A 24344-nucleotide genomic window follows, 5' to 3' on the forward strand; every position below is an offset into this window, starting at 1 on the left:
AAATGTTCCAAAGCGTTCATTTCTTTTATTTCCGCATGCCCAAAACACTAACCTTACGGGTAAAAATGCTTTATTTCCTACGGACCACTAGATTCCAACGTGAGAAATCCTGCGAATGACTGAGTTTACGTGAGATAAACCCTTAAAACCGAGGGACGGGTACGTTAGTTCAATAACAAACTTCAAAGTGAGACTGCCACGAATGTGATCGGCAGCCTCATTAAGCTATTGGGCAATAGAGTTGAATAACGATCGCGAAAAGAAGTATGGGGTGTTACATAATTTAACAATATTGTCACACAAATCAAGTTCTTTTTGTGGGAAAGTAGTACTGTAATCACTCTCATTTGTGAAAGGAGGCGGCTCCTATGGTCGGGAATGTTGAATTGTTAAAACGAGTAGTAGGTTCCTTCAAAGGAGTTTCAACTGGGGATGCAATTGGAAAACAAACAGAATCTTTAAGGTTTGAGGAAATTAATCAGTGGTTTCCAGGTGGGGTTACCGGATTTCATGGACCAATAGGTAGTATCATGCCCCGATATGAAGGTAAGCATTACTTCTGGAAATTTGGAGAAACAACAGATGACACTGAACAAACGACTTCAATTGCAAGGGTAATTACACGGGGATTTCCTATCACTCACGCTTCTGTGGGAGAAGAACTTATGCAATGCAAAAAGTCAAACCGCCCGACTCTACAGCTGGGAAAGTTCCAACAATTCGGCGATCCTTCTCGGATAGCTTTTGAAGGCGACGGCTGTGGAGCTGCAATGCGTGTGGCCCCCATTGGAGCATTGTATTCATATGAAAAGATACACGAACTTGTTTCAAGTGTTTTTGAAGCGAGTATCCCTACGCATGGCGGAAGAATAGCAATATGTGGTGCTACCGCAATTGCCGCCGCAGTCTCTGCTGCAATTGATAACAAGTCCCCAGATGAGGTACTCCAGCATGCTGTTCGGGCAGCGAGACTCGCCGAAAAATACCGCCAATCAACAACCGACGAGAACATCTCTACCTTGATTATGCAAGTGCACGAGGACCTTTCTAATCAAGCGACATTATCTTTAGAGTACATAAAAGAAAAATACATGCCTTGGAAAACCCCTAATATTGTTGCTTTGGCGATAAGTCTCGCTGTTATTACTAACTCAGCTGAAAAAACAACGCTACTAGCCGCTAACCTAGGCGGCGACACTGATTCAGTCGCATCAATGGGTGCAGCAATTGCGGGAGCGATGTCCCCAGAATCAGTGAATGAAAGCTGGTATCAAGCGGTCGAATTTGTTAATGGAAATGAGCTTGTCAATCTAGCGTCAAGTATTGTGAAACTTCGGTCTAAAAGTGAAGTTTAGGGGACTTTTTATTGAACTAACGGGTACGATAGTTCAATAAATATGAGGCTGCCGACATATATCGGCAGCCTCGTCGGTCCTGTTCCTCCAGCACTTTGATCATTTCGTTAAAGCGATAATCAGACTAATAATACTGATAACCAGAGCGGCAATACTAATAATATAAGTGGCGACTCTGATGCCCGAAAGCTTCATACTTTCAGCCCCTTTATGGTATAATTGAGAAGGAAGAAGCAAACCCTTGTATTTCATCCCCGGTGGTTCGGGGAGCCTTTCGGCTCCCTTTCCCGTGTTGATTATCGCTGAGCGGCGATGAGGGTGATTATCGAAGCTGTTAGGTTAATGAGTGCAATCATTAATCCTATTAAATCACTTCGGCTAATCGTTTGCTTCTTCCTTTTCTTTTTTGCCATCTTGTCTCACCTCCTTATAATTATACTATATACTTGTACTAGTATATAGTCAAGCTATTTTTGTACTGGTACAAGTATATATTTTGTGTTACAATAAGGTGAAAGGAAGGTGAATCCATTGGATGAAAAGAAACGCAATGCATCAACTAAGGCCAAGGAAAAATATAATGCAGCTAATTATGATCAGGTTAAATTAATGGTAAAAAAGGGTGATCGTGAACGGATTGATAGAGAAGCAGCCTTGCACGGAATGAGCCGTAATGCATTCATTCTGGCAGCAATCGAAGAGAAAATAGAGCGCGCCAAAAAAGAACAGGAGGAATGATCTCGCTGTTCTTTTTTTACCTCTTGAAACACGAACATATATTCCTATATAATACAAACAAATGTTCTTAAATGGGGGCGGACGAATTGGAGTTACAAATGCTAAGGTTTATTGGTCAAACTGTTGAAATCATCTACAGTGGAAATGATGGATCCATTACGCAGCGTGCTATAGAGGTTCGAGAAATTGGTAACAATACCGTTAAAGCATTTTGTCTTCGCTGGCGAGCGCCGAGGGTATTTCGAATAGAGAACATTCTAGCCGTGCAGCCTGTAGGGAGGGCATCATGAAAAAACTTACAGGGAACGGTCTTTGGGAATCAAGCAGGATGATGCTGCCAGAGCACCGGGAGCGTAGCGTTCAGTTGCACAAGCAAACGGATAGACTTGCAAAACTGGAGTTAATGGAAGAGGAGCTGCAGGAGTTGTTTGGACGTCTGAAGTCTTCTATGTCAAACACGCTTGAAGTAACAGTATCGGTTTTCTGCGAATATGGACGCATGAAGTATACAGGGATCGTGAGCGGATTGGATCCACGGCAGCAGCTTGTGAAATTGGAATGGCTAGGCGATTGGAAGTTAATCGACTTCAAAGATATTATTGGAGTTGAATTTAGTGCTGAAAGATATTGAACGCAAGGTATTACGGATCATCGGTAACTATACTTTTATGTGCAAGGCGACTCCCAGCATTCATGTGCTCGAAAATAAAACGGGCCGTAGCCGGGAAGGGATTATGGATGTATTGGCTATCCTTGCCCAGGAGCGATATATAGAATGGAACCGCGCTGAACCGGAGCGTATTGTTATACTGGAGGCTTGGGAGAGAACTTCAAAGGAAAATACAGCTTCATTTTGGATTTCATACTGAGTTACGCAGGAGCCCTGGAGGCTCTTTATTTTTAACACAAAATTACCACGATGGTTAAATGTTGTAGCGACTGAGGAAGCAAGGAAAAGAATCAATAGGAGAAGGATTTAATGTAAAGGGTAGGAAACTCATAATCACTTCAAACATTAAAAGCCTGGTCTTAACTGACTAGGCTTTTAGTTCATATATTTGAACATTTTGCTTTTCGTAAGTGGATTATGCAATGGGTTAAAAGTTTGTTCGATTCGGCTGACGCACAAATTAAAAATCAGACGGGTACTGTCCAGAGTGATGTTAGTTCCATTAGCCCGTAAGAAGCATTTGTTGTGCTCCCGATTGCTTCCAGCCTGTCATAAGCTTATGTTTCCCAAAAAACTTAAGCTATTTTATGAAACAAAAGGAAGCTTCACAATAGAGGCTAGCCTTGTCCTCCCAATGATTTTGCTGAGCACGATATCTTTGCTATTTTTAGCCCTGTATGTATATCAAACTTCATCTGCATTTCAAAATGCGGGTGTAGCAGCTGATCGAGCGGCATTCATATGGGATAACAGCAAAAAGGATGCCGTTACGGGGGATTACTCCATTCATCAAGATGACGGCTTGTATTGGCGATTGCACAGCGACAGCATGTCGGATTTGTTCCGTTTTCTCATCCCAAACAAAGCTGCACAAATCTCTCTTCCTGTTTCCTCACCGGGTAGTGACACAGGACCGGAGGGGAAGATGCAAAAGGTTGGCGCTACTCTTTCCTCTGATTGGAGCGGAATGATGCGTTATCAAAATAGCGGTTTTTCCAGGGAAGTAGTGGTGAACTTGGAAAAACCATTCCGATCTCCACATTTTATGGTCAAGAAGCTGGATAACCATGTCGTGTCGGAGGCATCCGCTCAAGTTGTTGATCCGGTCGAAACAATTCGGTTGATTGACTTGACGCGATCATTTATACAAGAGATCCAAGGGAGGATCAAGCCAAGCGCCGCTTTAGCTACAATGGTCGAGCCGAAATCTGTCCCCGAGCCTGCTGTCGTTATTACAAATCATGAAAGTGCAGCGAACTATTTGCGTACCTTAGTGAACGGGAAAGAGCAAACGCTGGAGGTTAATGCTTCTACCAAACGAGTGGTTGATGCGCTGGACGCCAATAAGGTTGCTCATCAAGCCTACTATAGCTTTAACGAAGCTCAGCTAAGAAATGTACAAATGCCTAAGGATGCGGGGCTTCTTAAAGAAGGATCTCAAGTAACGGGAGTGGTATGGCATTTCTTTAAATTGTCTAAGCAAGATAAAGTCAAGCTTTCCAACGGTCTTCGTCAGGAGCTGGAGCGTCAGGGTATTGTTGTTGTCATTCATGAATGACAGAGAAAATAAAGTGGAGCTTTGTGTGAGTTGCCTCAGCATAAAGAGAAGGAGGGCTTACGGTGTTACTGTTGCGGCGGTTATGGGCGGAGCAGCAGGGAGCGGTATCTTTGTATTTATTGTTAATTCTTGTCCCGGTGTTTTTGTTTTGTGCATTGCTAATCGATTTTGCCCGCATTCAAGTAGCTGAGAAGGAAGCGGAAAATGCTGTGAAAACAGGGGTTCGCTCTACGCTATCCTCCTTCTCGCCTAAGCTGCAGGCGTATGGATTGTATGCATTAAACCAAAAGACGGATGAATCCAAAGCACTGTTTCTGAAGGTGGTTGAAGGGAATATATCGGGTTCTCTTGCATCAAATCAATTTCAGTTTATTGATCAAAAGCTCGAACCGGAGGGCTCCAGCCTGACCTCGATGTATTCGCTTGGTAACCACACGGTATTTAAAAAGCAAATTCTAGAGGAGATGAAATATCGTGCCCCAATGATTTACTCGTTAGAGATGGCGGACAAATTTAAGAAGACCGGAATTGCATCAGCAATGGGGCAAGCTTCACAGTTTTCTAAAAATGCTGAGAAAATCGAAAAGCTGCTTGAGGAACGTGACGATCAACTGGATCAAGCTTGGAAGGAATGGTCAGCAATATACCAAAAAGCGGTAGCGATGCACCCTTTTTATCAAACTCAGCTGGCTGATCTGAATAAGTTAAGCGATAAGATCGGTCTTCATACGATTGGTGAGGTTAAACAGTCGATTCAGGATGCCAAGAGGCAATTGGTTGATTTAAAGGATGAAGTGAAGCAAATCGACGGTGACATACGCTCTTTGATGCAAGCGGGCTCTCAAGCAAGCTCTACGATAGATTCTCTTCTTGATCTTAAGGATGATTTACAAGACGAAATCAAGGATGTAAAGGATAAAATTGCAGATTTAGAGCAGCTGCTTGATGATTTGCTCGAGTACGCAAAACTGCTGGCAATGTTAAAGCTGAAATCAAAGAGCGATTTGGATGATTTAAAGGATCGGCTCAAAGCTTTTGACGAAGCTTTGAACAAGGCTAAAAAAACTAATGATCAATTGAATGCTGAGCTTCGGGATATTCAGTCACAAAACGCGGCATCAGATTCCTATGAAGCTAACAAGGTATTTCAGGCTGTTCATTTGATTTCCCGAGCCGATCTTGATGATTACGGCAGCAAAGCGGCTTCCACGGTTGCTCTATTCTCCGGGCTAGAAGCTCAGCTTTCCAATGTTATTTTGTTCGATGCTCAAAATTATCGCAATGCGGACCAATCGATACAATCCTTTTGGAAACAAGCTCAGGAGTTACAATCGACACAAAGCGTGAAAGAGCAGCAGAGGAATAGTAATAAAGCAGCAGCGACCACCTCCAAACAGGAGCAACGCAAAAAAGCTCAAGCTTATTTGGACCAAGTAAAGCTGGCTCTTGGCGGCTGCAGTATACCAGGGATGACAGATTCCTCTAAGCAGCAGTATATTACACTGCAAGGGGATCCCTCACAAGGGACGAAAGGCTATTATCAGTCTTTCATGGAGTCCAATAATGCAGGCAACTTATCTCAGCCGGTCCCATCAGTTGATCTGGATAATGCAGACAAGGCAGGAGCAAGCGCGATGAATCTTATTTCGTCTTTAACCAGTCTCCTGACCGATGTTCGAGATGAGTTTTATGTTGACGAATTTGCGGTGAGCAAATTCAATTATCGCACTTTTGGTTTAGAAAAGGACAGCACAGGGGCAATCAAAGGCTCGTTAGAACCATCAGAGCCTGGTAAGCACAAGCTTGCTAATCAAGAGCTGGAGTATTTACTATATGGATCGAATACCTGTGCAAGCAACTATTCTATGGCATATGCTGAAATGTTCGCATTTCGGTTAGCTGTTGATACAGCGGAGGCTCTGCTTGAACCCAAAAATGAAATATTGAATGTAGGTTCTCCTCTGCTGGTATTTTTAGCAGCTGTAGCAGAAGGAGCCATCCACGCACAGCAGGATATGTCAAAACTGATTCAAGGGGAAATGGTACCCTTGTCAAAAAAGTTAGGCAGTTTTTTCACCATGGGCTACAAGGATTATTTAAGAATGTTCTTTTTACTGCATAGTCGAGATAAAGTGCTTTTATCCCGAATGCAATCGTTAATTCAACTGAATACAGATATAGATTTGCAGCAAAGCACTACGTATATATCCGGTACTGCATCAACCTCTATTCGTTTATGGTTTCTTCCGGGACTTATGAATCAATTGGGAAAATCAGGACTAAATGCTTGTCATGTCAACCTTGGCAGATGTCAAATAACGAAGACGGGAGTGATGGCGTACTGAATTGGGTTAAGAGGGTCCTTTTATTCAGCACTAAAAGGAGACGGAGTATGGCGAGCGATCAAGAGGGCGGGATCGTTCTGGAAGCTGCGCTCGTCCTTCCGTTATTTTTGTCATTTATTTTAGTGTTGATTGCTTTTATTCAAATATCGCTCGCAGAGATGGCTTTGCAGTCTGCTGTATCAGACACGACAAAGGTTATAGCTGCGAATCTGTACCCGGTAGATTTGTTATACCAGCAGGCAAGAAGCAAATGGAATCAGAGTGCACCGAGCGGCTGGATTGATGGAGTGATTGGACAAATAGATTCTGTTAAACAAAAGGCGATTGATACAGAACAGTTTGTCGATGATTACGAACGCTGGATACCCGACCCCGTTGTTCAATTAATCACATGGGAGAAAACGAACAGAGAGCATTTAGAGGCTTTGGGACAAGCGAAAACGGAGGAAGCTAAGGATCAGCTTGAAGCAGCCTATAAGCCGCTTTTGAACAACACTGTCACTCCAATTGTTGTGCTTTACGCAAATCCAACTCGATTAAAAAAGGAACGCTTGAAGGTTACGAATGTCATATTGCCGGATCTGGAGCATAAAGAAAATGCGTTTATAGGGATCGAAGCCCAGTACGAGGTACCGCTTACCGTTCCATTCTTTAAAAAAGTAATCATTATTCGAAAACAAGCTTATGAGCGTGCATGGGTTGGGGGTATTGGGTGATCTTTACGTTAATAACATTCGGAATTATTATCGCTTCTTTTATTACTGATGTAAGATATCAAAAAATTCCTAACTGGCTCACTGTTTCAGGCTGGCTTACAGGAATGGCGCTTCATACTGCTTATTCAGGAAGCTCTGGCGCTTTGTACGGATTAATAGGAACGGCATGTGGTTTCGTGCCTATGCTGCTTTTGTATTTTATTAGGGCGGTCGGCGCAGGAGATGTAAAGCTGTTTGGCGCTATAGGCACGCTAGCTGGAGGAGAAGTGGTGCTTCAAAGCATGATGTACTCCTTATTTTATGCAGCTCTGGTTGGATGTTTAATTTTGTTATGGCGTCGGCAGTGGAAACAAACAGCTCATCGTTTGGGCTCTATGCTGTGGTGTTTTCTAGCCCTGAAAGATACTGCGCAGTGGAAGCCATACATAAAGTCAGATCATCATGTACGCTTTCCTTTTATGTGGGCCGTACTGCCAGCGACAATTACAGTGTTTATCAATGTAATGTAATTTAGACTTTCATGGGAGAGGAGGATTGTAACTAAAATGAATCAAATGGTTTATGGTTTACAAGTAGATTATCAAAATCAGAATGGTCATTTTATGGTGATGTATAAGGAGAACGGTCTGCACAAAGAAGATATCTCTTCTTTTCAATTAAACATGCTGTTAATGAATCGGATTCCGCGATTATTGGAGCTGCATGTGGAGGAAGTGGATCAAAATCTTAAGCTTTACTACTCGATAACCGATAAAAGAATGTTATCTCAATGGCTTCGTCTCGGAAGTCTCTCGATCAAGCAGTTTTTTACTCTGCTGTACACACTTGTGGATGTGTTGTCAGAAAGCAGCGTTTATATGCTTCAGGAAGGAAGATATATTCTTAAAGAAGATTATATTTATTGTGGGAAGGATTTAACCGATATATATATTACGTACCTTCCAATGGAATCACTGACAGATAAAAATACGGTTTCCGTCGATTTGCAGCACTTAGCCTCTAGGCTTGTTCATAAAGTTTCGGAGTTAAGCGGAAGTGGTTATCAAGAGCTGATGAATTACCTCATGGATGAGTCATTTCATTTGGCAGCACTAAAGCAGCTCCTTCTAAAGCATATGAACCAGTTAGGGAATGACGCCAATGTGGTTCAAAAGGAGAATGCCCGTTCCAAAGACTTTGTGTCGAACTACCCAAGGGAATACGATACACCGCAAGAGCAATCAGCTAGTCCAGACTTGTTGAAACAATCAACAGTAGTATCAACGTGGAGCACAATAACTTCACAAGCTTTATCTAACCCTGTTATGTCTGATAAATCGTTGCCTCAAGTTGGATCTGTTCAACTTCCTTTTCCTTCGCCGTTTTCTTTAGCAGCAGGAACGAACATGTCAAATGATCAAGCATCCAATAAGTTGAAGCTGCCGGTCATGCTTGCCGGTATATTATCACTGTGCCTAGTATGGAAGCTGTATTTGGATCATCCGTTAGAATCGTGGGTATATATTTGCTCAGGTTTGTCACTGCTCATTGCAGATTTGGTATTCGTAATCTTATGGATTTGGAAGCCATATGGTATTAAGCAGGACCCTAACGATTTGCCTGAAGAAAAAAAGGGGAAACCATCAGAAGACAATCCAGTTCCAGAAGCTATTCTTGCGAGACTTGCCTCAAAGTCAACGTTGGAACCAAGCTCGAGTTTGGCGGCTTTTTTTAAGGTGGAGGCACAAGAAGCTGCATCCTCAGAAAAACCGTTAAAACAGCAATTGGAAACGAATGGAAATAGGGTCGCAATGAGCACGAATGTGTCGAAAGCAGCAGACAACGATTCTGAAGCATACTACCGTGGGCTAGAACAGCGTACGACCTTGCTTCCCAAGTCTGATGCTACTGTACTGCTCCATAGCTCCATGAGACCTGTAACTTCAGCGTACCCATACTTGGAGACGAATCAATCGGGAGCATCTGCTAAAATAAGTCTAGTTAAGCCTTGCTTCGTTATTGGTCGCGCTGGCGAAGGCGTTGATTATGAGCACAAGGAAACCGGCGTTTCTAGACTTCATGCCGAGATTGTAAGGGAAAATGGAGTCTACGGAGTGAAAGACCTGGGTTCCCGTAACGGGACATTTGTGAATAATGAATTATTAACGCCTTACCGGGTGTATTGTTTGAATGATGGTGATATAGTTAGAATCATCAATACTGAATTCATTTTTAAAATGGGGTTGTAGCGGTTGAGAACAACATTTGCCGTCCATTGGCACTATGGGGTTGCCACACATTCTGGTTGGTTCCGGATGATGAATGAGGATCGATCCTTACTTAGGATCGGTACGACCAAGCAAGGAGAACCGTATGCGGTTGCGGTTATTGCTGATGGAGTCGGTGGTGTAGGTGATGGAAGCCGAGCTAGCGATACGGCAATGGAATACGTAAGGCGATGGTTGGATGTGAAGCTGCCCAAGCTGCTGACGGCTCAATCGCTACGGACTGATCTGAGTCATTCCATTCGTCAGCTATTTCAAGAGATCAATGAGGCATTGATAAGGATTGGGAAAGATGCAGGATGTCAGATGAGCACGACACTGACCCTGCTTTTTCTGCTGAATGAAACCTACTTACTATGTCACATTGGAGATTGCCGAATCTATTATTTTCATCGCTGTCGATTGAAGCAGTTGACCAAAGATCATTCTTGGGCAGCGGAACAGGTGCGCAAACGGAAAATGTCTCTTCAGCAGGCGAGAAAACATCCTAATCGTCATGTACTGCTTCACTGCCTCGGTACTCAAAAGGAGCTCAAGATCGAATTTTCAAGCGGTTTTTATCATCCAAACAGCCTCTTTTTGCTATGTAGCGACGGATTTTATGATCGTTTACCTAACAAGGGGATAGAACATTTTTTGAAAGAACAAGAGCCCTCGCAAATAACTCTTCAACAGATAAGTGATCTTCTGCTGGATAAAGCTTTGGATCAACGCTCAAACGATAATATCAGTGTTCTGCTTCTTCGTCCGCTAAATAAGTCGTATTCCATGCTGCAGAGGTTAATAAGCAGACTGAAAAATATTCATTACCTATTCCCTGTCGATTGGAGTAAATGATATAATAAACCGTCATGATGCATTGTAGTTCTGATCATCAACTGACATTATTTACATGAGACAGGAGAAGATCGAACAGCAATGAGTTTGTTGACGGTTGAAGGTTTAAGCCACGGCTTTGGTGGAAGAGTGTTGTTTAAAGAGGTTTCATTTCGACTGCTAGCCGGTGAGCACGTAGGGCTAGTGGGTGCTAATGGTGTTGGAAAATCAACATTGATGAATATATTAACAGGTCAGCTGTTAAAGGATGATGGACGAGTAGAATGGACGCCTCGCGTTCATTATAGTTACTTGGATCAGCACACGAAGCTGACACCGGGAAAAACGATACGTGATGTATTGCAGGATGCCTTTCTCCCTCTTTATGAGCAAGAGAAGGAAATGATTCAAATTACCGACCAAATGGCGGATGCGGACCCGGATAAGCTGGAAGTTTTGTTAGAGCAAATGGGTGAAATACAGGATCGTTTAGAAAATAGCGGCTTTTATTTGCTGGATGTTAAAGTCGAAGAGATGGCTAATGGCCTTGGTTTGAATGCTATCGGATTGGACCGGGATGTATCACAGTTGAGTGGCGGTCAGCGCACCAAAGTGTTATTGGGGAAGCTGCTGCTGGAACAGCCTACGGTGTTATTGCTGGACGAGCCTACGAACTATTTGGACGTGGAGCATATCGAATGGCTAACGAACTATTTGCAAAGCTATCCTTATGCTTTCATATTAATTTCTCATGATACGGAATTTATGAATAGGGTTGTTAATGTCATTTATCATTTGGAATTTTCTAAGCTGACGCGATACAGCGCTAACTATGAAAAATTTCTGCTAATGGCAGATATCAATAAACAGCAGCACATGGATGCGTATGAGAAGCAGCAGGAGTACATTAAGAAGCAAGAGGACTTCATTCAACGAAATAAAGCACGCTATTCGACTTCAAGCAGGGCCAAGAGCCGCGAGAAGCAGCTCGAGAGGGTAGAGAGAATTGATAGACCGGAGACGGCTGCCAAGCCCACCTTTAATTTTAAAGATGCCCGCACGAGCGGTAAAACTGTATTTGAAGGTAAGGATATGGTCATTGGTTATGACAGACCTTTGCTGCCGACTCTGAATATGAGCATTGAACGTGGAGATAAAATTGCAATTGTCGGCTGCAATGGGGTAGGGAAGTCAACGCTCCTGAAATCCATTATGGGTAAGGTTCCGGTTCTTAGTGGATCGACCTATTTGGGTGACTTTTTGTTTCCAGCTTATTTCGAACAAGAAGTAAAGGCCCCTAACTTGACACCCATTGATGATGTATGGAATGAGTTTTCAGGTATGAACCAGCATGAGGTGAGGGCTGCGCTGGCACGCTGCGGACTTACCAATGAACATATTACAAGACCTATTAGTATGTTAAGCGGCGGTGAACAGGCCAAAGTACGTTTATGCAAGTTATTGATGAGAGAGAGCAATTGGATCTTGTTCGACGAACCGACGAATCATCTGGATGTAGTAGCGAAGGAAGAGCTCAAGCGCGCACTCAAGGAGTTCAAAGGTACTATCCTGCTAGTATGTCACGAGCCTGATTTTTACGAGGATTGGGTTACAAAAGTATGGGATGTCGAACACTGGTCTAATCAACAGCTGACTCCACAATCATAAATAATATTTCTTAACCAAGAAAGGGAGATCGTTCTTATGCTTACACACGTCGTATTTTTCAAATTAAAGGACCGCAGTCCGGAATCGGTTCAAGTTACCGTGAATGTATTGAAAAACATGGAGGGTAAAATTCCTGTATTAAAATACATTGAAGTAGGTACGGATGTACTGCATTCGGATAGATCTTACGATATTGCACTAATCACGAAGTTTGATTCCTTGGAAGACTTGAGCGTCTATGACAATCACCCTATTCATGTGGAAGTAAAAGCACATATGAAACAAGTGTTGGATGGTACGAGCGTTTGCGTTGATTTCGCATCCTAATTCTATAGATGAAACGAAAAAACCGGTTCGGGTGATGTCTGTATCACCACAGAGCCGGTTTCATCATCATAAGCCAAAGCATAACGAACAAAACAAACATATAAATATACAAGGAACGGGCCAGCTTGTTGACCAGCTTGACTCTGTCGTGATCCGGTTGACGCAGTCGGCGAATGGTCGGAGAAAAGGCACGAGCCATAAATAGCAGCGAAGCAAATAATACGATGAAAGTAGCGGCTATGAAAGGTGTAGTCCAAGGCCAACCACCGAGCCACAACAATAAAAGACCTGAAATCACCAGAACATGTCCTGAGTGCTTAGATAGTCGGACGACAAACAAAAATGAGTCGAGATATGAGGACAATAATGGTTCTTCGGCTTTGCGAAGTTTACCCAGCATGGGGAAGAGGACAAAAAAAGGTCCTATGGAAATCATTGCGCTTACGGCATGAATAAAGACAAGCCAAAGATACAAAGGAAGAGCCTCCAAACTTGAAAAGGTGAATAAAACAGTGTAGCATTCATTTATTGATGTCTACACTGTTTTTGCATTAAGATTGCATCATTCTATTGAACAGCACGGAATTCGTGAACCCAAACTTTCATTTGCGGGAGCCAAGGCATTCCTGCATGCATGGATAGAATATAGTTCTTGTATTCTTCAACGTTTTTGTATCCTTCGGATTGTACCGCTTCATCGGTAAGCTCTCCAAGGGATTGCTGATAAACTTTATGAACCTCGAATTTATGGCCATTTAACTCCATAATTTCACCTGGGTCAGCATAGCGACCGTTACGACGAGTAGCTGTTTTTTCGCCGCGGATGACTTTTTCTACATCCTCAGCAACAGTAACTAGGCGTTCGATAGAACAGGTTTTTGGTGGCAGTGTCTCGGACATTGTGTAAATTCCTCCCTGATTTTATTCATTTGTTAGCTTACATGAAAATTTTGCCGATAGCAAATGATTGCCGGATTTTAATATTAATTAAGGAGCTGGATAAGATGAAATCCAAAATCAATCGTTCGTATGTACTCGACCTTTTGGAGCGGCTGCTCCTTACACCGAGTCCTAGCGGGTACTGTCAAGGAATTATGAAGCTTATTGCAGAAGAAACAGAAAAGCTTGGCTATTCCATCTCCTATACGAAAAAAGGCGGAGGCATCATTACTGTTCCAGGACAGCATAGCGGAAAAGTAGTCGGATTGTCGGCTCATGTAGACACCCTTGGGGCTATGGTACGTTCAATAAAAAAAGACGGATCATTAAGATTTACTTCAGTAGGTGGATTTATGATGGGAGCCGTGGAAAATGAGTATTGCCGTGTGCATACCCGTGATGGTAGCGTGTATGAAGGGACTATTTTGACGACAAAGCCATCCGTTCATGTGTACCCGGATGCAAGAGACTTCAAACGTGAAGAAGCGTCGATGGAAATCAGGATTGATGAAGAGGTTCGCTCAGAAGAGGATGTTAAGAAGCTAGGAATTAGTGTAGGGGATTTCGTGTCTTTTGACCCGAGGGCTCGCTTCATGGATAATGGCTTTATTAAATCGCGGCATTTGGATGATAAAGCCGGTGTTGCCGCCTTATTTGGCATGTTGGAGCTGATGAAGCGGGAACATATCGTTCCGGCACATAATTTACAACTCGTTATTAGCACATATGAAGAAGTAGGTCATGGCGCGGCTTTCCTACCTCAGGAAATCGATGAACTTTTGGCAGTCGATATGGGAGCTATGGGAGATGATTTATCTTGTACAGAACATGACGTTTCGATCTGTGCCAAGGATTCCTCGGGACCCTATGACTATAATATGACGTCAAAGCTAATAGAGCTAGCAAAACGCGAAGGACTGCAATTCGCGGTGGATATATATCCGCAATACGGATCAGATGCTTCTGCAGCTTTGCGCGGCGGAAACAACATTCGAGCTGCTTTGATTGGTCCAGGAGTACATGCGTCACACAGTATGGAACGGACTCATAGCGCGGCCATATGGAACACGATTGCGCTTTTAACGGCGTATGTAACAGAGACCTAGGAACTAACTTGACAGAATCCATTGGACATGAAAATGGAATCTCTTTAGTTTCTGAGTAACTAACGGAAGATAGAAGGGGCTGTTTATATTGAACATTTTAACAGTAGAGCAATTGAACAAAAGCTATGGCGAAAAAATATTGTTCGACGATATTTCGTTTCAGATAAATGAGAAGCAACGAATTGGTCTTGTCGGTGTGAACGGTACCGGTAAGTCTTCCTTATTAAAGGCTATGGCGGGTTTGGAGCCAGTTGATTCTGGCAAGCTTATCCACTCTAATCATTTTCGGGTAGAATATTTGCCGCAAAATCCAGAGTTCGATGCAGAATCGACCGTGCTGGATCAGGTTTTTTATGGAGAAACGCCATTAATGCAAGTACTTCGGGACTACGAGGAGGCTCTTTCCTCTTTGCAGGAAGCTCCAGAGGACGAAAAAAGACAATCCCGACTGTTCGCCGTTCAGCAGCGAATGGATGCTTTGAATGCGTGGGAGGCGAGCACTACAGCCAAAACGGTGTTAACCAAGCTTGGTATTCTTGATTTTTCTCAGAAAGTAGGCGTTTTGTCGGGGGGGCAGCGCAAACGTGTTGCTATGGCACGTGTGCTTATTCAGCCTGCCGATCTTCTTATATTGGATGAGCCTACGAACCATATTGACCATGATACGGTAGAATGGTTAGAGGAATTCCTTGCAAAATGGAAGGGTGCGCTTCTGCTCGTCACTCATGATCGTTACTTCCTTGATCGTGTAACTAACCGAATTATGGAGTTGGACAGAGGCAAGCTTTACAGCTACGAAGGCAACTACGCTGCCTTTTTGGAGAAAAAGGCAGAACGGCTCGAGCGTGAAGCTGCAGAAGAGGATAAGCGTCAAAATATGCTGCGCCGAGAATTGGCCTGGCTTCACCGCGGAGCAAAGGCACGGACAACGAAGCAAAAAGCCAGGATCGACCGTGTAGTTGAGCTACGGGATCGAAAGGTTGATGGCCCTGGCGAGAAGCTGGATATGGCACTCGGTGCAAGCCGACTGGGTAAAAAGGTAATCGAGCTTGAAGAGGTCAGGAAGTCATTTGACGGACGCAAAATGATTGACGGGTTCAGCTATATAGTTTTGCCGGATGATAGAATTGGTATTATTGGTCCAAACGGCAGCGGGAAGTCGACACTACTTAATATGTTGGCGGGCAGGCTACAACCCGATGAAGGGACAATCGAAGTCGGAACGACCGTGAAACTGGCTTATTATACACAAGAAAATGTCGAGATGGACCCAAAACAACGGGTTATTGAGTATATCAAAGAAGTAGCGGAAGTCATTCGTCTAGCTAATGGCGAATCTATTACAGCAGCTCAAATGCTGGAACGATTTTTATTTTCACCCTCACTGCAATGGACGCCTATCGGTAAGCTGTCCGGGGGTGAGAAACGCAGACTATATTTACTCCGCACGTTAATGGGCGAGCCTAACGTTCTATTGTTGGATGAGCCGACTAATGATTTGGACATTCAAACGTTAACAATTTTAGAAGAGTATTTGGAAGATTTCCCGGGTGCTGTCATCACCGTTTCTCATGATAGATATTTCTTGGATCGGACATCGGATCATTTGTTCTCCTTTGAAGGGGATGGACAGATTCGCCACTTTTTTGGCAATTATACGGAATACATGGAAGCGGTGCGGCAAGAAGAACAAGAGGAAGCCAATGATCGCAAAAATGTTAAGGCTTCTCCCCAACCTTCAGCTGAAACAAACGCAGGTGAGAAAAGAGAGACTCAACGAGCTCGTAAGCTGTCCTTCAAAGAACAAAAAGAATGGGATGAAATCGAAGGTAAAATTGCCACTCTTGAAGAAAAATTGGACTCTGTTAAGAAGGCTATTGTACAAGCAGGTAGTGACTATGGAAAGGTTCAGGATCTGTATTCTGAGGAGCAGCAGCTTAATGAACAGCTTGAGCAGGCGATGGATCGGTGGACTGAGCTATCTGAGCTGGTTGAACAAATTGCCGCAAACAAATAATGCAAGGGGATGCAAGCAATGAGGAAAGGTAGGACACGGGCAGTAGGGATGCGGGTGACTTTGGCATGTATAGCGTCGTTATCCTTAGGCTATATGGTGATAAAGGAAGTCTCGGCAGTCAGACATCCTACTGCTTCGGCAGATCCGCTGGCCACTCTTCATACAACACAGCTTCAACTCAACAACACAGGTATATTCAACTATAACGAAGACCTAGCGGTGCACATTCCTGAGCCGGATGTAGAGCAATTTCCTTTCCGACTTTATCAGCAAGACCGGTTTCTCCATGCGTTTGCAAGTTATCCGGAAGCGGTTAAGGAAGCTAAAGGCTTGTCGGATACCTCTCTATACTTCAAAGCGAAGGACAAGCTTGTATGGTCAGCAGACAAGTCCCTCGCAGCGGAAGCGCATGTCGATGCCCCGTTGATTTATCAAATGCCTGAGCTGCAGCGTGGGTGCGAGGTCACGAGCTTAGCCATGCTTTTACAGTCAGCGGGTGTCGATGTGGATAAAATGACCTTGGCTGATGAGATTATTAAGGATCCAAGTTCTTTTGAGATCATCAATCATGAGATTCATTTCGGCAACCCGAATGACGGCTTCGTGGGGGATATTGTCTCGTTCGATCATCCCGGATACGGAGTGTACCATGGTCCCGTTATGAACCTTGCTGCTCATTATTTGCCAGGACGTTTAATTGATGCAACAGGTGGTAATTTCAATGATATCTTGAAGTTTGTGGAAATGGGATCACCGGTCTGGGTCATCACAAATATGGAGTATCAGGCACTGGACGACGACGCCTTTGAAACGTGGGAAACAGAGGAAGGCGGGATCGACATTACTTATAAAGAGCATTCCGTTCTTATTACTGGTTTTGATGAAGACACGATCTACATTAATGATCCATTAGGTGAAGCGGAGCAAGTGAATAAGGATGATTTTATCGCAGCCTGGGAACAGATGGGTCAGCAGGCGATATCGTACGTGCGATAAAATGATTAATTCGCAATATTATTGGGAATGAACGGTCATTTTGTGGTATAATTTGTGATTGGAAGCTTTACGGGCTTTAGAGCACTAATTAAAGAGAGTAGGTACTATGGATGATTACAGTTAATAATGTTACATTACGATACGGTAAAAGAGCGTTGTTTGAGGATGTTAACATCAAGTTTACCCCAGGCAACTGCTATGGTTTGATCGGCGCTAACGGTGCAGGCAAATCGACATTTCTAAAAATTTTATCCGGTGAGCTGGAAGCAAATAAGGGTGAAGTGAGCATCACTCCAGGCGAGCGGATGGCTGTGCTGAAACAGAACCATTTCGAATACGACGAAGTGGAAGTATTGAAGACTGTTATGATGGGGCATGCTCGTTTGTTCGAAATTATGGAAGAGAAGAACGCGCTGTATGCTAAGGCCGATTTTTCTGAAGAAGATGGAATGCGTGCAGCCGAGCTAGAAGGCGAATTTCAAGAGCTGGACGGATGGCAGGCAGAGTCTGATGCTGCTGAGCTGTTGATCGGTTTGGGCATCCCAAAAGATTTGCATGAACAGAAAATGAAGGATTTGGGCGGTAACGAGAAGGTACGCGTTCTCCTTGCCCAAGCGTTGTTCGGAAATCCGAATATTCTGCTTCTCGATGAGCCGACGAACCATTTGGACATCGAATCCATCAACTGGCTGGAAAACTTCCTTGCCAAATATGAAGGTACTGTCATTGTCGTATCCCATGACCGTCACTTCTTGAACCAGGTGTGTACGCACATTGCGGACATCGATTTCAGCAAAATCCAGCTGTATGTAGGTAACTATGATTTCTGGTACGAATCCAGTCAATTGGCTTTGAAGCTGACTCGTGAGTCTAACAAGAAAGTTGATGAGAAGCGTAAAGAGCTGGAAGCGTTTATTCAACGCTTTAGCGCGAATGCTTCCAAATCTAAGCAAGCTACATCGCGTAAAAAACAGCTGGAGAAGCTGACTTTGGAAGATATCAAGCCTTCGACAAGGAAATATCCGTTCATTAAATTCCAACCGGAGCGCGAAGCAGGCAAACAGCTGTTAACCGTCGATAAATTGTCCAAAACAATAGATGGCGAAACGGTATTCAATAACATCAGCTTCACTTTGAATAAAGGGGATAAAGTAGCGTTGGTTGGTCCTAACGGTCATGCCAAGACTACCTTGTTCCAGATTTTGATGGGCGAGATCCCTGCTGATTCAGGTGAATATACTTGGGGTGTAACAACTACACAAGCTTACTTCCCCAAAGAAAACTCGGCTTATTTCAACTCCGATATGAACTTGGTTGATTGGCTGCGTCAATACTCTAAGGATCAAGACGAGTCTTATCTCCGCGGCTTCTTAGGACGGATGCTGTTCTCTGGAGAAGAAGCTCTGAAGAAAGCGAGTGTTCTTTCAGGGGGCGAGAAAGTTCGCTGCATGCTATCCAAAATGATGATGAGCGGCGCCAATGTATTGCTCTTGGATGAGCCAACGAACCATTTGGACTTGGAATCCATCACTGCTCTGAATAATGGAATGGTAGATTTTGATGGAACGATGCTATTCGTATCGCATGACCATCAGTTCATTCAAACGGTAGCCAACCGCATTATTGAAATCACACCGAACGGTATGATCGATAAAATGATTACTTACGACGAGTATCTTGAAAATGAAGAAATCAAGAAGCAGCGCGAGCAGCTATACGCTTAAGAGCGGGAATGAAAAAAGGATGAGCCTGATTAACAAGCTCATCCTTCTTTTTAACGCATTGATAACATCGTAGTATGTGTGGATTATGATATTAGCTTCCGCCGGTACGACGACGTTGGTTGTTAGGCTTCTTGTTGTTTTGACTTCTCATCACGGCACTGTTACCGCCTCGGAGCTGCGTTCCCGATTTAGCATCGTTTTGAGCCTGCTTTTTCTGGGCAAGCTTGTTTTTAATAGCGTCCGCTAGGCTGACTTTCTTCGGTTCTTGTCCGGATTCGTTTGTTTGATTCTCGTCAGACATGGTGCACACCTTCCTTGAATTGGATGATATCATTGTACTGATTTGTCCCAAAGGAAGCAAGTGAAAAATATATTTATACTCAACTTAGAAGATTAGAGGAGTAATATGTTCGACCCAACAATATTTGATAATTTGAAAGTTGTTTTTGAAGGAGCCATGTACGACATGGACCTGGCAGGAGATATCCAGATCCTGAATCGGACGGATCGTGTAGAACTGTCGACAATGTCCCGGAGCTTTGGCATGGAGGCAATTAGGCGTCCGCATGGCATTGTGAAGGGCTGCTTCGTATTGAAAGCATCTCTCGCAGATTTGTCAGCCGAACTGTTATCTGAGCAAGGGAAGCAGCCAGGCTGTGGCTTAGAGCTTCGATTCGAGTTTACAATCAAGGATATGCAGCAGGACTGTGCAGTTGCCGAGACGCTGATGCGATCCATCTGGGGAGAGGGCCCTACAATAAGCCAAAAAGTACATCAGGTATATGGCGAAGACCAAGCTGTACTAAGAAACGAGCTTACCCTGCAATTCATCCGCAAGCTGGATGAAAGGCAAATTGATGATATTCCCAGCCTTATGGATCATCTGGTATTAAGTATGGAGCAGCTCGATCAGCAGCATTTTCACAAATCGTAATTCTGCCTTGAATTATGTCACTGCTGCGAGGTGGGTCGTACTTTGTTCTGGAAAGGGGTTGGAAACAGTTGGAGGAATGGACAGAACGACAGGTTCAACAATGGATTTCAGAATCAGATGAACGTTTGTTTATTTATTTTTACACCCCGATGTGCGGTACTTGTAAAGTGACGGAAAGAATGCTGCAGGTCATTGTTGAATTGGAAAAAGATTTACCGTTGGTCAAATGCAACATTAACTTTTGTCCGGAACTGGCGCAAAGCTGGCAGCTGGAAAGCGTGCCGTGTATCGTTAGTATTGAGGATCACCATCTAATGCGAAAGCGGTACCGTATGCAGGCTGTAGACGATCTGCTGCGGTGGTTTCAACAGACCGGATGACTACTGTGCAAAGAATCTAATTATTGGAACGCAAAAGACACTAAGGAGGAATATACTGTGAGTGAAGCACTGGAAATAGGAAGTATCGTATCTGCTGAATATAAGACCGGGGAGTATATCGGTGAAATTGTTGAAATGTCATCGGCCTCCAAAGCGACTGTTAAAGTCTTGGCCGTAGTCAAGCATCCGACCCAAGGAGATCTGCACAATCCAATGAACCCGGATGTCGCTTTCTTTCATCAACGCCGGGCATTGGCTCATCAGGAGATTGCTTTAATGCCCCTATACACGGTAAAGCCTTATCGCGGCACGATTCCTGAGTATTCGGTTTCATTGCAAAGAGCACTGCAATCCGAGCTTCAAACCCTTCAGCAAACCGTTCAATGGGCACAGCGCTGCATAGAAGAGCTCGAGCAATTGAAAAAAGACTATTCGTTGTAGTCTTTACCAATATGGAAAATTGGAGTGTCGGATTCGATGTTGTTTGTGCTTATAGGCTTATGGACCATCGGGCTGCTGCTGCTTGTCACAGATCCTAGGCGGTTAACGACCCGATGGATAGCCAGTATAGCTTTTACCGGGGGATCAGGCGGTTTATCGGCTGTAATACATGATTACTTCATTCCAAGCTTTTACGATAAAGGCTGGCTGACCGAGTCTGTTTCCATTTGGATGCTTCATGCAGAGAGTATTAGTTCTCTCATTTGCTATTATGGGCTGCCTTACACCTTTCTCATGTTTACGATGGTTTATCATCCTAATTATTCCATTTGGCCGCACCGTAAGAAGTGGATTCCGTGGCTATTGATTATTCCTGTTCTGATATCTTTTATCTTTGAACCTGCAAGTGCACTGGACCCGATTCCATATCAGTTTGTGACGTTATGGACGGCACCCTATATTTTGTCAGGTATTGTCATGTTAATTCATGCGACGGTAAAGGAAAGAAATACGTTTTTGCGCAAGCACAGGATGCTTACGACCCTGGCTGCCGCGCCTACATTATTTTTTGCATTGTTCACTTTGTACGTCCTTCCTACTTATTTCGGTTTATATGAATGGTGGCGTTACAATGCATGGGTGATAGGCTTTACACTTGCAGTTATTTTGATATCAAGCTTTCGTTACGGCTTCATGGGTTTGCAAATATCGATACAAAATCAAAAGCTCGACTACACCTTAAGAGCCATTACTTCGGGAACAACCATTTTAAATCATGCGATTAAGAACGATGTTGGGAAAATTCGCTTGTTCAGTGAAAAGATTAAATCCGAGGCTCATGAGTCCGATCCATCGCAGCTTGTAAGCGACATAGAGGTCATTATGAACGCTTCTCAGCACATTTATGATATGATATATCGTATTCAGGGTCAGACGCAGGAAGTGATTCTACAGCCTGAAGAGCTTCAACTGGATCAAATGCTTGAGCAGTGTGTGGCGATGCTGGAGCCTGCTATGAACCAGATACAAATAGTGAAAGATTTACGGTTTTCAGGCAAGGTCTGGGGAGACAGGGCACAGCTGACCGAAGTGTTCACCAACGTTATTTCCAATGCTATCGATGCCATGCCGCAAGGCGGTGTACTTACTCTGAAGCTGATTGAAACCAAGCGTACTATTTCAGTGGAAATTAAAGATAACGGTGTTGGTATGGATAAAAAACAGCTCAAGCAGGTGTTTGATCCGTTTTTCACAACGAAATCAGGGAAGAAGCTTAATTTTGGACTCGGATTGTCCTACTGCTATCATGTCATTCAAAAGCATAAGGGAACGATGGATATGCACAGTAAGCAGGGAGTAGGGACGTCGGCATTCATTCATTTTCCTAAAAAGAAAGGAGTCGGACCTACATGAGTCAGATACGCGTTGTTATAGTGGAGGATGATCAAGATTGGCTGCGCGGCTTGACCAGCTATTTGAAGAAGGAACAGGATATCGAAATCATCGGAACAGCTTCATCAGGGCAAGAGGCCGTTGAACTGCTGGAGCAAATCGAAGCGGATGTTGTGCTTATGGATATTATGATGTCGGATAGTCCTGACGGGATTTGGGCTGCTGCGGAGATTGTACAGTGTACCGGCTCCAGAGTCATTATGCTGACTTCGATGGAGGAGAAGGAACTGATCTTTGAAGCGTTCAAAGCAGGGGCCGTCGATTATATGGTGAAGTCCAACTTCACGGAAATTCCGCAATCCATAAGGAATGCGTTTGCCAACCGTAGCTCGATTCATCCAACTGCTGCGGCTCAGATGCGAGAGGAATTCAAACGCCTCAAAAAACTGGAGCATGAGGTTAGAGTGAAGGAACTGCGCGATCTGTTGACGCCAACTGAAATTCAAGTTCTGGACATGATTGAAAAAGGACATACTCAGACACAAATAGCGGATAAATTCGTTGTTTCGATTCGTACTATTAAAGTTCATGTAGGCAATATTTTGCGAAAGCTAGGCGGAAAGAGCAGCAAGGAAGCAGCTCAAAAAGCCAAAGATATGGGAATATTGTAACGGCTTTTAGCTGCTGATTTTGGCAGTATAAGCCGTTTTTTTGCCATTTCATGTAAAGAAAACGTTCTTTTTCGGGGTGCATTTTCAATAGCGCAAATCGATCAGCATGTGTTATATTTAAGTTCAGTTTGATATAGATGATGGGAGGAACAACTGCAATGAGTTTGAACGGCAAAATTCAAATCGGTATAATCGGGGCTGGAAATATCGGCAACGTCCATATGAACGGAATTAAACAAATGCCGGAGGCGGCTATTACCGCTGTAACGGATGTTTACTTGCCATTGGCAGAAGCAAGGGCTAAGGAGCACGAGATACCTAATGTATATAGCAACTACGAACAAATGCTTCAAGATCCGAATGTCGATGCAGTCATTGTTGCCGTTCCCAACGAAATGCACGCTACTATAACCATTCAAGCTCTGCAAGCAGGCAAGCACGTGCTTTTGGAGAAGCCGATGGCCATCAATGCAGCTTCTGCAAAAGAAATTATCAAAGCACACCGTGAGTCCAACAAGACGCTGATGGTCGCTCATCAAATGAGATGGGAAACGGTCAATATGCAGCTGAAGGAGCAGATTGATAAAGGGGCTTTGGGCCATATATATAATATAAAAACAGGCTGGATGAGGCGTAAGGGGATTCCAGGCTGGGGAACCTGGTTTACTCAAATGTCTAAATCCGGTGGTGGACCTTTGATCGACATTGGTGTGCATATGCTGGATTTATCCCTCCACTTCATGGGGAATGTGAAGCCAGTATCCGTATTTGGAACGACCTATGCCGAATTTGGTCCCAAACGCCGCGGGATAGGTACATGGGGCAAGCCGGATTGGAACGGTTCGTACGATGTGGAGGACTTGGCAACCGCTTTGATCAAAATGGATAATGGAAGCACATTGACTCTAGATGTCAGTTGGGCAGCACACACGGATATGCTGGACAACCAACCGTACTTGTATGTCATGGGTACAGAAGGTGGAGCATCGCTTCGCGGTGGGAAAGGAAAGCTGTTCGCTGAGTTATATGATCGTACGGCGGATGTCGATATTGTAGCTCCTACCCAAGATGAAGGATCACGTATACGGTTAAGCCGTCATTTCCTAGAGTGCATTCGCGATGGGAAGGAACCAATAACTTCTGGATTGACAGGCCTTACCAACAATTTGGTACTGGAAGCCATTTATGAATCTTCTCGAACAGGCCAAGTTGTTACGTTGGATTGGAATTAAATCACATCATTCAAAAGACGTTTTCCGCGGCGCTCCTACCATGTAATCTATAATA

The 24344-nt window shown here is 43.8% G+C and carries 26 protein-coding genes; 23 read left to right on the forward strand and 3 right to left on the reverse strand.

The features are described 5' to 3' along the window. Positions 1-368: 368 nt before the first annotated feature. From BP97_RS0105625 to BP97_RS0105695, 13 genes are all read left to right on the forward strand, one after another. The gene (locus BP97_RS0105625; RefSeq protein ID WP_028548211.1) at positions 369-1355 is read left to right on the forward strand and encodes an ADP-ribosylglycohydrolase family protein; all 987 of its coding nucleotides are present in this window, start codon (positions 369-371) and stop codon (positions 1353-1355) included. Between the two features lie 522 nt (positions 1356-1877). Continuing rightward, on the forward strand, positions 1878-2093 hold the full coding sequence (locus tag BP97_RS0105640) for a transcriptional regulator (protein ID WP_231506221.1): 216 nt from the start codon (positions 1878-1880) through the stop codon (positions 2091-2093). 86 nt (positions 2094-2179) lie between these two features. Next, positions 2180-2383: a hypothetical protein gene (locus tag BP97_RS0105645; protein ID WP_028548213.1), complete on the forward strand. Its 204-nt coding sequence runs from the start codon at positions 2180-2182 to the stop codon at positions 2381-2383. After that, positions 2380-2724 carry a YolD-like family protein gene (locus BP97_RS0105650; RefSeq protein WP_051620400.1) on the forward strand — a complete coding sequence of 115 codons (345 nt, stop codon included), beginning with the start codon at positions 2380-2382 and terminating at the stop codon, positions 2722-2724. The genes BP97_RS0105645 and BP97_RS0105650 overlap by 4 nt, the downstream gene beginning before the upstream one ends. Then, complete coding sequence (locus tag BP97_RS0105655) at positions 2708-2962, forward strand: hypothetical protein (RefSeq protein WP_028548215.1); 255 nt, start codon at positions 2708-2710, stop codon at positions 2960-2962. The genes BP97_RS0105650 and BP97_RS0105655 overlap by 17 nt, the downstream gene beginning before the upstream one ends. Positions 2963-3421: 459 nt before the next feature. Further along, entirely contained in the window at positions 3422-4321 is a 900-nt protein-coding gene (locus BP97_RS0105660; protein WP_231506222.1) for a hypothetical protein, read from the forward strand. Positions 4322-4383: 62 nt separating this feature from the next. Next, positions 4384-6666, forward strand: coding sequence for a hypothetical protein (locus tag BP97_RS0105665; protein WP_231506223.1), 2283 nt, complete (start codon positions 4384-4386; stop codon positions 6664-6666). A 47-nt stretch (positions 6667-6713) separates the two neighbouring features. Next, positions 6714-7382, forward strand: a complete 669-nt coding sequence (locus tag BP97_RS0105670; RefSeq protein WP_028548218.1) for a TadE/TadG family type IV pilus assembly protein — start codon at positions 6714-6716, stop codon at positions 7380-7382. Continuing rightward, positions 7379-7891, forward strand: a complete 513-nt coding sequence (locus BP97_RS0105675; protein WP_051620401.1) for an A24 family peptidase — start codon at positions 7379-7381, stop codon at positions 7889-7891. The genes BP97_RS0105670 and BP97_RS0105675 overlap by 4 nt, the downstream gene beginning before the upstream one ends. 36 nt (positions 7892-7927) lie before the next feature. Further along, positions 7928-9610 (forward strand): DUF6382 domain-containing protein, encoded by a 1683-nt coding sequence (locus BP97_RS0105680; protein WP_028548220.1) that lies wholly within the window; start codon positions 7928-7930, stop codon positions 9608-9610. Between the two features lie 3 nt (positions 9611-9613). After that, the gene (locus BP97_RS0105685) at positions 9614-10483 is read left to right on the forward strand and encodes a PP2C family protein-serine/threonine phosphatase (protein ID WP_156043152.1); all 870 of its coding nucleotides are present in this window, start codon (positions 9614-9616) and stop codon (positions 10481-10483) included. 81 nt (positions 10484-10564) lie between these two features. Further along, entirely contained in the window at positions 10565-12130 is a 1566-nt protein-coding gene (locus tag BP97_RS0105690; protein ID WP_028548222.1) for an ABC-F family ATP-binding cassette domain-containing protein, read from the forward strand. A gap of 36 nt (positions 12131-12166) precedes the next feature. After that, positions 12167-12457 carry a Dabb family protein gene (locus tag BP97_RS0105695; protein ID WP_028548223.1) on the forward strand — a complete coding sequence of 97 codons (291 nt, stop codon included), beginning with the start codon at positions 12167-12169 and terminating at the stop codon, positions 12455-12457. A gap of 43 nt (positions 12458-12500) precedes the next feature. On the opposite strand, the gene BP97_RS0105700 is transcribed toward BP97_RS0105695, so the two are convergent. Together BP97_RS0105700 and BP97_RS0105705 are read right to left on the reverse strand one after the other, a co-directional pair. Further along, positions 12501-12893 (reverse strand): hypothetical protein, encoded by a 393-nt coding sequence (locus BP97_RS0105700; protein WP_051620433.1) that lies wholly within the window; start codon positions 12891-12893, stop codon positions 12501-12503. 131 nt (positions 12894-13024) lie between these two features. Next, complete coding sequence (locus tag BP97_RS0105705) at positions 13025-13357, reverse strand: ASCH domain-containing protein (protein ID WP_028548225.1); 333 nt, start codon at positions 13355-13357, stop codon at positions 13025-13027. 104 nt (positions 13358-13461) lie between these two features. Between BP97_RS0105705 and BP97_RS0105710 the strand changes: the two genes are divergently transcribed. From BP97_RS0105710 to BP97_RS0105725, 4 genes are all read left to right on the forward strand, one after another. Next, positions 13462-14502, forward strand: a complete 1041-nt coding sequence (locus tag BP97_RS0105710) for a M42 family metallopeptidase (protein WP_028548226.1) — start codon at positions 13462-13464, stop codon at positions 14500-14502. Positions 14503-14590: 88 nt separating this feature from the next. Beyond that, positions 14591-16519 carry an ABC-F family ATP-binding cassette domain-containing protein gene (locus BP97_RS0105715; protein ID WP_028548227.1) on the forward strand — a complete coding sequence of 643 codons (1929 nt, stop codon included), beginning with the start codon at positions 14591-14593 and terminating at the stop codon, positions 16517-16519. An 18-nt stretch (positions 16520-16537) separates the two neighbouring features. After that, complete coding sequence (locus BP97_RS38690) at positions 16538-17515, forward strand: C39 family peptidase (protein ID WP_051620402.1); 978 nt, start codon at positions 16538-16540, stop codon at positions 17513-17515. Between the two features lie 110 nt (positions 17516-17625). Further along, complete coding sequence (locus BP97_RS0105725; protein WP_028548229.1) at positions 17626-19239, forward strand: ABC-F family ATP-binding cassette domain-containing protein; 1614 nt, start codon at positions 17626-17628, stop codon at positions 19237-19239. A gap of 91 nt (positions 19240-19330) precedes the next feature. On the opposite strand, the gene BP97_RS0105730 is transcribed toward BP97_RS0105725, so the two are convergent. Beyond that, positions 19331-19540 (reverse strand): hypothetical protein, encoded by a 210-nt coding sequence (locus BP97_RS0105730; protein WP_028548230.1) that lies wholly within the window; start codon positions 19538-19540, stop codon positions 19331-19333. Positions 19541-19645: 105 nt separating this feature from the next. Between BP97_RS0105730 and BP97_RS0105735 the strand changes: the two genes are divergently transcribed. From BP97_RS0105735 to BP97_RS0105760, 6 genes are all read left to right on the forward strand, one after another. Beyond that, positions 19646-20173, forward strand: coding sequence for a hypothetical protein (locus BP97_RS0105735; RefSeq protein WP_028548231.1), 528 nt, complete (start codon positions 19646-19648; stop codon positions 20171-20173). 68 nt (positions 20174-20241) lie between these two features. Next, a complete protein-coding gene (locus BP97_RS0105740) occupies positions 20242-20553 on the forward strand; it encodes a thioredoxin family protein (protein ID WP_028548232.1) in 312 nt (103 codons plus the stop codon). A gap of 57 nt (positions 20554-20610) precedes the next feature. Then, complete coding sequence (locus BP97_RS0105745; protein WP_028548233.1) at positions 20611-20994, forward strand: kinase-associated lipoprotein KapB; 384 nt, start codon at positions 20611-20613, stop codon at positions 20992-20994. A gap of 36 nt (positions 20995-21030) precedes the next feature. Continuing rightward, positions 21031-22407, forward strand: a complete 1377-nt coding sequence (locus BP97_RS0105750) for a sensor histidine kinase (RefSeq protein WP_028548234.1) — start codon at positions 21031-21033, stop codon at positions 22405-22407. Then, the gene (locus tag BP97_RS0105755; RefSeq protein WP_028548235.1) at positions 22404-23057 is read left to right on the forward strand and encodes a response regulator transcription factor; all 654 of its coding nucleotides are present in this window, start codon (positions 22404-22406) and stop codon (positions 23055-23057) included. Before BP97_RS0105750 ends, BP97_RS0105755 begins: the two co-directional genes overlap by 4 nt. 158 nt (positions 23058-23215) lie before the next feature. Next, complete coding sequence (locus BP97_RS0105760; RefSeq protein ID WP_028548236.1) at positions 23216-24289, forward strand: Gfo/Idh/MocA family protein; 1074 nt, start codon at positions 23216-23218, stop codon at positions 24287-24289. The last annotated feature ends 55 nt before the right edge of the window (positions 24290-24344 follow it).

The sequence above is a fragment of the Paenibacillus sp. UNC451MF genome (assembly GCF_000686845.1).
Classification (GTDB): Bacteria; Bacillota; Bacilli; order Paenibacillales; family NBRC-103111; genus Paenibacillus_S.

What these genes read in the sequence shown, in the direction of transcription:
- BP97_RS0105750 (WP_028548234.1), top strand. Translation starts at nt 21,031, where the DNA reads ATGTTGTTTGTGCTTATAGGCTTATGGACCATCGGGCTGCTGCTGCTT.
- BP97_RS0105760 (WP_028548236.1), top strand. Translation starts at nt 23,216, where the DNA reads ATGAGTTTGAACGGCAAAATTCAAATCGGTATAATCGGGGCTGGAAAT.
- BP97_RS0105690 (WP_028548222.1), top strand. Translation starts at nt 10,565, where the DNA reads ATGAGTTTGTTGACGGTTGAAGGTTTAAGCCACGGCTTTGGTGGAAGA.
- BP97_RS0105695 (WP_028548223.1), top strand. Translation starts at nt 12,167, where the DNA reads ATGCTTACACACGTCGTATTTTTCAAATTAAAGGACCGCAGTCCGGAA.
- BP97_RS38690 (WP_051620402.1), top strand. Translation starts at nt 16,538, where the DNA reads ATGAGGAAAGGTAGGACACGGGCAGTAGGGATGCGGGTGACTTTGGCA.
- BP97_RS0105625 (WP_028548211.1), top strand. Translation starts at nt 369, where the DNA reads ATGGTCGGGAATGTTGAATTGTTAAAACGAGTAGTAGGTTCCTTCAAA.
- BP97_RS0105735 (WP_028548231.1), top strand. Translation starts at nt 19,646, where the DNA reads ATGTTCGACCCAACAATATTTGATAATTTGAAAGTTGTTTTTGAAGGA.
- BP97_RS0105730 (WP_028548230.1), bottom strand. Translation starts at nt 19,540, where the DNA reads ATGTCTGACGAGAATCAAACAAACGAATCCGGACAAGAACCGAAGAAA.
- BP97_RS0105680 (WP_028548220.1), top strand. Translation starts at nt 7,928, where the DNA reads ATGAATCAAATGGTTTATGGTTTACAAGTAGATTATCAAAATCAGAAT.
- BP97_RS0105725 (WP_028548229.1), top strand. Translation starts at nt 17,626, where the DNA reads ATGATTACAGTTAATAATGTTACATTACGATACGGTAAAAGAGCGTTG.
- BP97_RS0105710 (WP_028548226.1), top strand. Translation starts at nt 13,462, where the DNA reads ATGAAATCCAAAATCAATCGTTCGTATGTACTCGACCTTTTGGAGCGG.
- BP97_RS0105650 (WP_051620400.1), top strand. Translation starts at nt 2,380, where the DNA reads ATGAAAAAACTTACAGGGAACGGTCTTTGGGAATCAAGCAGGATGATG.
- BP97_RS0105755 (WP_028548235.1), top strand. Translation starts at nt 22,404, where the DNA reads ATGAGTCAGATACGCGTTGTTATAGTGGAGGATGATCAAGATTGGCTG.
- BP97_RS0105705 (WP_028548225.1), bottom strand. Translation starts at nt 13,357, where the DNA reads ATGTCCGAGACACTGCCACCAAAAACCTGTTCTATCGAACGCCTAGTT.
- BP97_RS0105670 (WP_028548218.1), top strand. Translation starts at nt 6,714, where the DNA reads ATGGCGAGCGATCAAGAGGGCGGGATCGTTCTGGAAGCTGCGCTCGTC.
- BP97_RS0105700 (WP_051620433.1), bottom strand. Translation starts at nt 12,893, where the DNA reads ATGATTTCCATAGGACCTTTTTTTGTCCTCTTCCCCATGCTGGGTAAA.